Origin of the sequence: Gordonia neofelifaecis NRRL B-59395 (genome assembly GCF_000192435.1) — a bacterium.
In the GTDB taxonomy this organism is placed as follows: Bacteria; Actinomycetota; Actinomycetes; order Mycobacteriales; family Mycobacteriaceae; genus Gordonia; species Gordonia neofelifaecis.
In genome coordinates, this window is sequence record NZ_AEUD01000028.1 from 19416 (window position 1) to 28065 (window position 8650).

General features: G+C 67.7%; 10 protein-coding genes. 4 read left to right on the plus strand and 6 right to left on the minus strand.

The genetic code is table 11. The annotated features are described in order from the left end of the window. Positions 1-64: 64 nt before the first annotated feature. The 3 genes from SCNU_RS19380 to SCNU_RS19390 form a co-directional block, all read right to left on the minus strand. A complete protein-coding gene (locus SCNU_RS19380) occupies positions 65-1291 on the minus strand; it encodes a Dyp-type peroxidase (protein WP_009681117.1) in 1227 nt (408 codons plus the stop codon). Continuing rightward, positions 1288-1857 carry a copper chaperone PCu(A)C gene (locus tag SCNU_RS19385; RefSeq protein ID WP_009681118.1) on the minus strand — a complete coding sequence of 190 codons (570 nt, stop codon included), beginning with the start codon at positions 1855-1857 and terminating at the stop codon, positions 1288-1290. Before SCNU_RS19385 ends, SCNU_RS19380 begins: the two co-directional genes overlap by 4 nt. 74 nt (positions 1858-1931) lie before the next feature. After that, on the minus strand, positions 1932-2513 hold the full coding sequence (locus SCNU_RS19390) for a hypothetical protein (RefSeq protein WP_009681119.1): 582 nt from the start codon (positions 2511-2513) through the stop codon (positions 1932-1934). Positions 2514-2600: 87 nt separating this feature from the next. On the opposite strand from SCNU_RS19390, the gene SCNU_RS19395 reads away from it, so the two are divergent. Together SCNU_RS19395 and SCNU_RS19400 are read left to right on the plus strand one after the other, a co-directional pair. Then, positions 2601-2933: a PadR family transcriptional regulator gene (locus tag SCNU_RS19395; RefSeq protein ID WP_009681120.1), complete on the plus strand. Its 333-nt coding sequence runs from the start codon at positions 2601-2603 to the stop codon at positions 2931-2933. Then, complete coding sequence (locus SCNU_RS19400) at positions 2930-3868, plus strand: hypothetical protein (RefSeq protein ID WP_009681121.1); 939 nt, start codon at positions 2930-2932, stop codon at positions 3866-3868. The genes SCNU_RS19395 and SCNU_RS19400 overlap by 4 nt, the downstream gene beginning before the upstream one ends. Here the strand turns inward: SCNU_RS19400 and SCNU_RS19405 are convergent. Next, entirely contained in the window at positions 3865-4371 is a 507-nt protein-coding gene (locus SCNU_RS19405) for a GNAT family N-acetyltransferase (protein WP_009681122.1), read from the minus strand. The genes SCNU_RS19400 and SCNU_RS19405 overlap by 4 nt on opposite strands. A 38-nt stretch (positions 4372-4409) precedes the next feature. Between SCNU_RS19405 and SCNU_RS19410 the strand changes: the two genes are divergently transcribed. After that, a complete protein-coding gene (locus tag SCNU_RS19410; protein ID WP_009681123.1) occupies positions 4410-5801 on the plus strand; it encodes an amino acid permease in 1392 nt (463 codons plus the stop codon). Here the strand turns inward: SCNU_RS19410 and SCNU_RS19415 are convergent. Together SCNU_RS19415 and SCNU_RS19420 are read right to left on the minus strand one after the other, a co-directional pair. Continuing rightward, positions 5758-6477, minus strand: a complete 720-nt coding sequence (locus tag SCNU_RS19415; RefSeq protein ID WP_009681124.1) for a TetR/AcrR family transcriptional regulator — start codon at positions 6475-6477, stop codon at positions 5758-5760. The two genes, SCNU_RS19410 and SCNU_RS19415, sit on opposite strands and share 44 nt — an antisense overlap. Positions 6478-6521: 44 nt before the next feature. Further along, positions 6522-6701: a hypothetical protein gene (locus SCNU_RS19420; RefSeq protein ID WP_009681125.1), complete on the minus strand. Its 180-nt coding sequence runs from the start codon at positions 6699-6701 to the stop codon at positions 6522-6524. A gap of 752 nt (positions 6702-7453) precedes the next feature. Between SCNU_RS19420 and SCNU_RS19425 the strand changes: the two genes are divergently transcribed. Next, positions 7454-8521 carry an IS110 family RNA-guided transposase gene (locus tag SCNU_RS19425; protein WP_009681126.1) on the plus strand — a complete coding sequence of 356 codons (1068 nt, stop codon included), beginning with the start codon at positions 7454-7456 and terminating at the stop codon, positions 8519-8521. The last annotated feature ends 129 nt before the right edge of the window (positions 8522-8650 follow it).

Consider the following 8650-nt stretch of genomic DNA (forward strand, 5'->3'; position numbering starts at 1 on the left):
TGTTTCGAGTGTAGAAGACCGCAGACCGTCGCCGCGCCCGAGTCGACCTCACCGGACTCTCCCGTCAGGCACCGCCTCTCCCCCGTCCCGCCGCGGCGAACAACGACGCGCCGAGCGGCCGCGATTCTCCGGCACCGGGCAGGATCGCGTAGACCGACGAGCCGATCGGCGTGGTCCACTCGTTGAGGTCGTCGTGCTCGGCCAGACGCTGCTGCACCGGGACGTACTGGGTCAGCGGATTCCGCTGGTAGGCCGCGAAGATCAGGCCGCTGTTCGACGTGTCGTCGCCACCGGGTTCCGGCGGGTCGTCGTAGTTGAATCCCCGCCGCAGGAACTGCTCGGCGTCCGAACGACGATGCGCCCTCGCGATGTGCGACGACGCCGGGATCACCGGGATACCGCCGCGGGTGGCGGTGAAATCCGGCTCATCGAACTCCTCCGCGCCGGTCAACGGCGCCCCGTTGTCCAGCGTCCTCCCGGTGGAGAGTTCCCGGCCGCGGCGGTCGAGCGCCTCCCAGGTGTCCATGTGCATCGCGATGCGCCGCAGCACCAGACTGGTGCCACCGGCCATCCACGACTGCTCGCTCCCGTCGTCCCAGAGGAGGTCGTCGTGCGTGGCCGACGCCGGCTGGACGGTGCCGTCGACCTGACCGAACAGGTTCCGCATGGTTCCACTCGTCATCCCGGGGCTGTTGCGGAAACCGCGCTGCACCCACCGCACTCGGACGCTGCGCCGGACGGACGCGGTCAACATCCGGGTCGCGTGCGCGAGGGCGACGGGATCGTCGGACCCGATCTGCAGGAGCAGGTCGGTCTGTCCCCAACGCGGGTCGAGCCGGTCGATGGCGAAGGGCGGCAACGGCTTCAGCCACGACGGCCGATGCGGCGCCAACGCCGGGGCGCGGAAGATCCGGTCGCCGACGCCGATGGTGACAGTGAGGCCGGTCGGCCGGGTCCCGAGTTCGGGTTCGGTGTCGGACAGGCTCGGCGCGCCCTGCGTGAGCCGTGACGCATCCTGGGTCCACAGCCTCAGCACGCCGGCGAGCGTGGCGACATCGGTCGGATCGACGAGGTCGAGTCCGATGAACTGGGCGTGTGCCTGGCCGGGTGTGGTGATGCCGGACTGGTGGTCGCCGTAGAACGGCGTGAGGTACGAGCCCGCGGCGGGGTCGGGCGGGGTGAGTTCCCGCCCGACCCCGCCCGCGGCCGCTCCGATGCCGACTCCCGCCAGACCGGCACCGCCGGCCAACAGGGTTCGGCGCGAGATGCGACCAGTCCGCTCCGGCGTCACTGATGCGAGCCGGCGGGCTCCGGCTCGGTCTCGGAGGCGGTCATGCCGGTGTGGCCGGGCTGGGCCTCACCCGGCGCGTAGTTCTCCTGGTTGCCGTCGAAGTCGCGGGCCAGCGCGTCGAAGGTGGTGGTGGAGCCGTCCTCGAAGCGGATGGTGAATGAGACGTTCTGTCCGGTCGTGATGGGCCCGGTGAGGTCCATCAGCATGAAGTGCTCGGTGCCCGGGGACAGGGTGATCGACGAATTCGCGGGAATCACGAAACCCCCGTCCTTCTGGCGCATGGTGGTGCCGCCCGAGCCGTTGTCGACCACTTCGTGCATCTCGGTGGTGCGTGCGACGTCGGTGTGCGCCGAGACGATCCGGATGTCGGAGTCCGACGAGTTGGCGATGGTGCCGAAGGCCGCGGTCATTCCCGATTGCGCGGCCTTGACCCATTGGTCGGAGACGGTGATGGAATCGGAACTCTTTCCTTCGTCGTCGGAGCCGCAGGCGGCCACGAAGGCGACGGACAGCAGGGCCGCCGCGGCGAGTACGAGGGTTCGGGTGAGGGTACGGCTGATCGCCATGGGTGTGCTTCTTTCGTGCAGGGTCTGATGTCCCGCGCGTCGACGAGACGCACCGGGTGGGTGAGAAGGGAGTTTCAGACCTGCGACGGTGGACCGCGAACGCCCGCCGAGGCCGCCATCGGCCGGGGCCGGAGGGCGGTGACGTGGCGGTCGCCGCACAGCGCGACGAACGGTTCGGCGACGAGAACGGGCGTGCTGACCAGCCGCCACGCACGAGCGACGCCCCCGCCGATCGCCCGGCTCAGCCGCTCCGCGGCGAAGAGCACCGCGGCAGCAGCAGGCACGGCGAGCAGGTGCCACAGCAGCATCGCCGGCCCGGGGGCCACGGACGTACCGTGCCCGGCGTGGCCGGACATGAGTGACAACGAGACGTGTGCCCCCGCCTGTCCGACGGTGAGCGCGGCCAGACTCCCCGACGGCGAGATCCGCACCCGGCCGCGGACGCGCGAGGCCTCGACCGATCGGACCTGCCGGGCACGGACCAGGCCGACGCAGAGCGCGAGCCCGGACAGCACGACGAGTTGCGTCGTCGACGGAACGTGTCCGCCGCCGATCGAGTGGGCGGCGATGCCGAGGAGCAGGGAGACCGCCGACGCCAGCAGACCGTGCGCGGTCGCGGAGACCTGCGCATCGCTCGGCGTCCGGCGTATCAGCACGTCACCAAGGCTACTACCGATCGTCGTATGCACCCATTCCGGACAGGCCCTAGACATTGCTGTGTGTCACACACTATCGTTGGACGCGTGTTACCGGATGATGTACTCAGCACTCACCTCCAGGAGCTGCGGCGCGGCACGGTCGTCGTCGCCGCGCTGACGGTGCTCGAGACCCCCGCCTACGGCTACTGGCTGCTGGAACGGCTCGGAGAGGCCGGGATCAGCGTCGACGGGAACACCTTGTACCCGCTGCTCCGGCGACTGGAGAAGCAGGGCCTGCTGACCAGCGAGTGGAACACGGACGAGTCGCGGCCCCGAAAGTTCTACGTGATCAGCGACGCCGGACGCGCACTCCGCGATCGTCTGCAGACCGAGTGGCGATCCCTCACCGACTCCTTGAATCGATTGGAGCAGTCATGACGAGCCTCACCGATCGCTACGTGTCGGCGGTCGCCGCCCAGTTGCCCGCCGACATCCGAGACGAAGTCTCCGACGAGCTCGCCGCGGCGATCGCGGACACGGTCGACGGCCGTGCAGGCGGCGTATCCGAGTCCGTTGCGGAGCACGACGCGATCCGAGACCTCGGCCATCCCGCAGCTCTCGCTGAGCAGTACCGGCCCGGCGGACCGCGCTACCTCGTCGGCCCCACCGCCTTCCCCATGTGGCTGACGCTGGTCAAGATCATCGTCCCGCTCGCCGCCGGACTGGCGGCCCTGGCGAACGGACTCATCGACTACGTCGCCGGCAGCGGCGTCGGCGACGCGATCGGCAGCGCCGTCGGGGCCGCATGGAACGCAGGCGTCATCGCCGCGGTCGCGATCACCGCCTTCGCGTATCTCGCCGAGCGGTCGGGCAGCCGATCAGGTCCGTTCGGTACCGGACCATTCGATCCCGACAGCCTGCCGGACCCGCAGAAACGCCCGGTCAAGACCCGCGACGAGATCCCGGGCATCGCGTTCGGGCTCTTCCTCGCGGTGATCCTCACCATCGGCAACAGCACCGTCACCGTCGACGGCGTCCGCACCGAGGTGTTCACCGACCTCGCGCAGTCGTTGCGTTGGATCGCGCTGGCCGGCGTCGTCGCCGGGCTGGTCGCATCGGCGGTCGTCACGGTCACCGGTCGCTGGACTCGCGCGATGGCTACTCTGTCGATCGCGGGCGATCTGGCGTTCGCCGTCCCGGTCGTCTGGCTTCTCGCGAACGAACGCCTGATCAACGACGCCGTCGCAGCCGAGATCAGCGACGACACGACGGGCTGGGCACGCGCCGCCGCCGTCGGAGTGGCCTTGCTGACCTGCTGGGCGATCGCCGACACGGTGCGCAAGCTGCGGAGGTCGTCGCCGACGCGACGCTAATCGCCGATCGTGTACTGCAGGTACACGCACCCGATCCAACGATCGAACTTCCGTCCGACGCCGGGCGAGCGCCCCACTTCGACGAATCCGACCTTCCGGTGCAACGCCACCGATTCCGGGACCTCATCGGAGATCACGGCCATGACGGTCCGAGTCACCGCCGGATCGGCGGCGTCGAGCAGCTCCCGCAGCAGGCGGCTCCCGATTCCTCGGCCGGCCGCTTCCGGACGCAGGTAGATGCTGTCCTCGGCCGTCCAGTTCCAGCCGGCCTTACCTCGGTACACGCCGAGGTAGGCGTAGCCGAGAACGTCGTGCGACCCATCGTCGCTCTCGACCACCAGGAACGGTCGTCCCGACTCGATGATCGACGCGAGCTTGACGCGCCATTCGTCGACGGTCATCGAGTCGAGATCGAACGTCGCGACCGAGTTCTCGACATAGTGCCGATAGATGTCGGCGATCGCGTCGCAGTCGTCGTCGGTGGCGGGGCGGATGCTCGGCATGTGGTGATCTTGCCGCAACGGCCTGCCACTACGCTCGTATGGTGGCCGATTCCGAAGAAATCCCCGTCGAGGCCGACGACGGCACGACGCTGAAGGGCGGCCTCAAGCCGCGGCACCTCGTGATGATGAGTCTCGGCTCGGCGATCGGCGCAGGCCTGTTCGTCGGCTCCGGCGAGGGCATCGCGCTCGCCGGTCCGGCGGCACTGCTGTCGTACGCGATCATCGGCGTCATCATCGTCTCGGTGATGCGGATGCTGGGCGAGCTCGCGGCCGCCGACCCGAATCCCGGAGCGTTCTCGTACTACGTCGGCAAAGCGCTCGGTCCCGGCGCGGGCTTCATGATGGGCTGGCTGTGGTGGATACAGATGACGATCGTCGTCGCCGCCGAATCACTCGCGGCAGCCGAGGGACTCAACTCGCTCATCGGAGTGCTCCCGGTCTGGGCCTGGGCGTTGGTGTTCATGATCGTCTTCAGCGTGCTGAACCTCAGCGGCGTCGGTCATTTCGGCGAGCTGGAGTTCTGGCTGTCGCTGATCAAGGTCACCTTCATCGTGCTGTTCCTGGTGATCGGAGCCGCATACCTGTTCGGCTGGATGTCCGAGCCGTCGCCCGGCCTGAGCAATGCGGGCGAGTTCCTCCCCCACGGCATCGGCGGAGTCACGGCGGCACTGCTGGTGATCGCGTTCGCGTTCGGCGGCATCGAGATCATCGCGGTCGCCGCGGCCGAGACCGACGACCCCGGTCCGAGCGTCACCAAGGCGATCCGGACCATCGTGTGGCGGATCCTGGTGTTCTACGTCGGATCCGTCGCCGTCATCCTGCTCGTCCTCCCGGCGGACGATCCGCGCATCCAGGACTCACCGTTCGTCGGCGTCCTCGAACAGATCGGGCTGCCCGCCGTCGCGACCACGATGGGCGCGATCATCGTCGTGGCGCTGCTGTCGTCGATGAACGTCAATCTGTACGGCGCCTCGCGAATGCTGTTCTCGCTGTCGGTGCGCGGCATGGCGCCGAGCGCGGCCCGCAAGGTCCGCACCAACGGCGTTCCGCTGACCGGCGTCCTCGCCAGCATCGTCGTCGGCTTCCTCGTGGTGCCCGCGACGTATCTGTGGGGCGACCAAGTCCTCGACCGGTTGCTGTCGGTGGTGGGCTCCACTCTATTGGTGACATGGCTGGCCATCACCGGCGCGCAGATCGTCCTGCGCCGACACGCCGAACGAGACGGGACACACCTGCCGTTGAAGATGTGGGGCTATCCCTATCTGTCGTGGCTCACCCTGCTCGCCCTCGTCGCGATCGTCGTCCTCGCACTCAGCACGGCGTCCGTCCGAGGCCAGGTGATCTCGACGGCTGTCGTGGTGGCGGCGCTCTGGGTCATCGGCACTGTCACTGCTCGTCGTCGGGCTCGTTCAGATTCGGGTGCACCGTAGGCTGCGTCGACTCCTTGTACTCGGCGTCGACGAGCATGGGCTCCGGGTCCAGGCGCGTGAGGCCGTTCCAGCACAGATTGACCAGATGCGCGGCGACCACCTCCTTCTCGGGCTGCCGGACGTCGAGCCACCACTGCGCGGTCACCGACACCATCCCGACAAGCGCCTGGGCGTACAGCGGCGCCAGCCCCGGATCGAACCCACGACGCTCGAAGTCCCCGGCCAGGATGTGCTCCACCTGGCTGATGGCGTCGTTGAGCAGACTGGAGTACCGAGTGTCCTCGCCGCCGCTGGTCGACTCACCGCGCACCAGGATGCGGAATCCGTCGGTCCGCTCCTCCATGTAGGTCAGCAGCGCGAGCGCCACCTGCTGGATCCGATACAGGGACCGGTTGCGCGTCAGGGACGACGTGACCATCTCCAGGAGCGTCTCCATCTCCCGGTCGACGACGACCGCGTACAGCCCTTCCTTGCCGCCGAAGTGCTCGTACACGATCGGCTTCGACACGCCGGCGCGCTGCGCGATCTCCTCGATCGACGTCCCCTCGAACCCGCGCTCGGCGAACAGTCCGCGCGCGACCTCGATCAACTGCAGGCGGCGCTGGGCTCCGGTCATCCGCGAACGCGGTGCCTTGCTGACTTCTTCTCCGCTCTCCGCGGGCCTGCTGATGGCCATGGCTCCCATGGTAGTGCCGCGGTGCGACAGTTCCGGTCCGCGTCTCAGCCCAGGTCGTCCGACATGAGCGCGTCGAGCAGCGTGTACAGCTGGGCCGACAGCACCGACTCCGCGTCCGAGGCACCGTCGCAACGGTTCCGGACCGCCCGCTCGAACGGGCCTCGAATGCCGCGTAGACACCCGCCGCGCCGAGGACCGGACGACGCCCGGACTGTTCCGCGCATCAAACCACGATCCGCCAGATCATCGCCTCCAGTTCGCCGTCGACGTCCCGGACACCCGATATCCTCAACCGCCTACACGATCACCCGACTTCGCCGAAGACTCCCGTCGAAGGGACGATCGTCGATGACGACCCGAAGAACCCCGTCGGCAAGATCGACAAACCCACGCTGAGCCGCCGCGACGCCGACTCTGTGCCAGGCGACCGTACGCCTCCTCTCACCGTGTCGTGACTCGCCGCGGTCGCTCCACCACTGTCAGGGTGGTCGAGAGAACCTCGCTTCAGGCTGGTCGACGAAGTGCGACGAAGCGTACCGCGCCCACCTCCCGCTCTCCGTCGGTTGAGCGAGCGGAGCGAGTCGAAACCCCGCAAGACAACACGCTAGAACCTACTCGCCCCCGAGCCGTCGTCACACCCTCATTGCGTCGTCACATCCTGAGCGCGCGTTGTCATCTCGCATTCAGGATGTGACGACCCGCCACAGAACTCCAGGCTCGGTTCCAGGTTGGTCTCAGTGTGATGGTTGAGGTGCCACTTCGGCGGTGGTTGGCTTCTCTTCACCGGGGATTTGGCTCTCAGGGTGGTTGCCTCCGCGTTCGGGTGGCGTGCACTCGTAATGCCGATTCCCGGCGGGGAGAAGCCAGACGGCCCGTGGCTTGATAGGAGCATGTCTGCACTCAGGCTCCACTGAGATATGCCCGAGCCGGCTGGCCTCGTCCTCACCTTGCACCTACCGCAATAGGAGGCCATTTCATGATCACCGTTGGCGTCGATGTTCACAAGGCAACGCACACCTTCGTAGCCGTCGATTCGGTCGGAGCCAAGATCGCCGAGACGACCGTTCCGGCCACCACGGCCGGGCATCACCGGGCCTTGGCGTGGGCACGAGCGCTCCTGCCCAGCATCGATGAGACCGACGGACCGTTGTGGGCGGTCGAGGACTGCCGGAACATGTCCAATCGTCTGGAACGGGACCTGCTGTCGGCGGGCCAGTCAGTGGTGCGGGTGAGCCCGCATCTGATGGCTACTCATCGCCGCACCGGCCGGGAACGAGGCAAGTCCGACCCCATCGACGCCCTCGCTGTAGCGCGCGCGGCACAGCGCGAACCCGACCTGCCTGTGGCGTGCCACGACGAGGTCACCCGCGCTCTGAAGCTGCTCACCGATCACCGCGATCATCAAGTGGTGCAACGAACGTCGTCGATCAACCGACTGCTGTGGCATCTGCACGAGCTGGACCCAGAGTTCCCGGGCAAAGCCGATCTGACGACTCTCCTGACGCAGAAACGGATCGGGGCATGGCTGGGCGAGCGGTCCGGGGTGCTGGTAGAGATCGCCACCGAGGAACTGGCCGACATCGTCGATCTGTCCCGGCGCATCAAGGAGATCAGCAAGCGGATCGGTGCGATGGTCACGACGGTGTCGCCGGCGTTGCTCGAGATCGACGGCTGTGGGGAGCTGACCGCGGCGAAGATTCTCGGCGAGGTCGCCAACATCGACCGGTTTCCCGGCCAGGACCAGCTCGCTCGCTACTGCGGGATCGCCCCGGTGCCGGTGTGGTCCGGCAGAACCGAAGGGACCATGCGACTAACGAGAGCGGGGAACCGGCAACTGGACCGAGCCGTTCACACCATCGCCCTGACCCAAGCGCGACGCGAGGGAACTCTCGGGCACGCCTACTACGAGCGCAAACTCGCCGAAGGAATGTCGAAGAAACAGGCCCTGCGATGCCTCAAACGCCAGATCGTCCGAGCCGTCTTCCGTGCCCTCGAAACCGACCACCGCAACCGCACCAACCCACCCCTACACACCGCAGCTTGACATAGGAGCTATGAGTAAGCCTCCGAGCGCAGCGAGGAAGCGCATCGATACCATCCCGCACCCTGCACCGCGCGAAACGCAGGTCCGGAAATGGGTTGAGCCCCGATCAGACACAGTCTGATCGGGGCT

What these genes read in the sequence shown, in the direction of transcription:
- SCNU_RS19385 (WP_009681118.1), bottom strand. Translation starts at nt 1,857, where the DNA reads ATGGCGATCAGCCGTACCCTCACCCGAACCCTCGTACTCGCCGCGGCG.
- SCNU_RS19400 (WP_009681121.1), top strand. Translation starts at nt 2,930, where the DNA reads ATGACGAGCCTCACCGATCGCTACGTGTCGGCGGTCGCCGCCCAGTTG.
- SCNU_RS19405 (WP_009681122.1), bottom strand. Translation starts at nt 4,371, where the DNA reads ATGCCGAGCATCCGCCCCGCCACCGACGACGACTGCGACGCGATCGCC.
- SCNU_RS19410 (WP_009681123.1), top strand. Translation starts at nt 4,410, where the DNA reads ATGGTGGCCGATTCCGAAGAAATCCCCGTCGAGGCCGACGACGGCACG.
- SCNU_RS19415 (WP_009681124.1), bottom strand. Translation starts at nt 6,477, where the DNA reads ATGGCCATCAGCAGGCCCGCGGAGAGCGGAGAAGAAGTCAGCAAGGCA.
- SCNU_RS19420 (WP_009681125.1), bottom strand. Translation starts at nt 6,701, where the DNA reads ATGCGCGGAACAGTCCGGGCGTCGTCCGGTCCTCGGCGCGGCGGGTGT.
- SCNU_RS19425 (WP_009681126.1), top strand. Translation starts at nt 7,454, where the DNA reads ATGATCACCGTTGGCGTCGATGTTCACAAGGCAACGCACACCTTCGTA.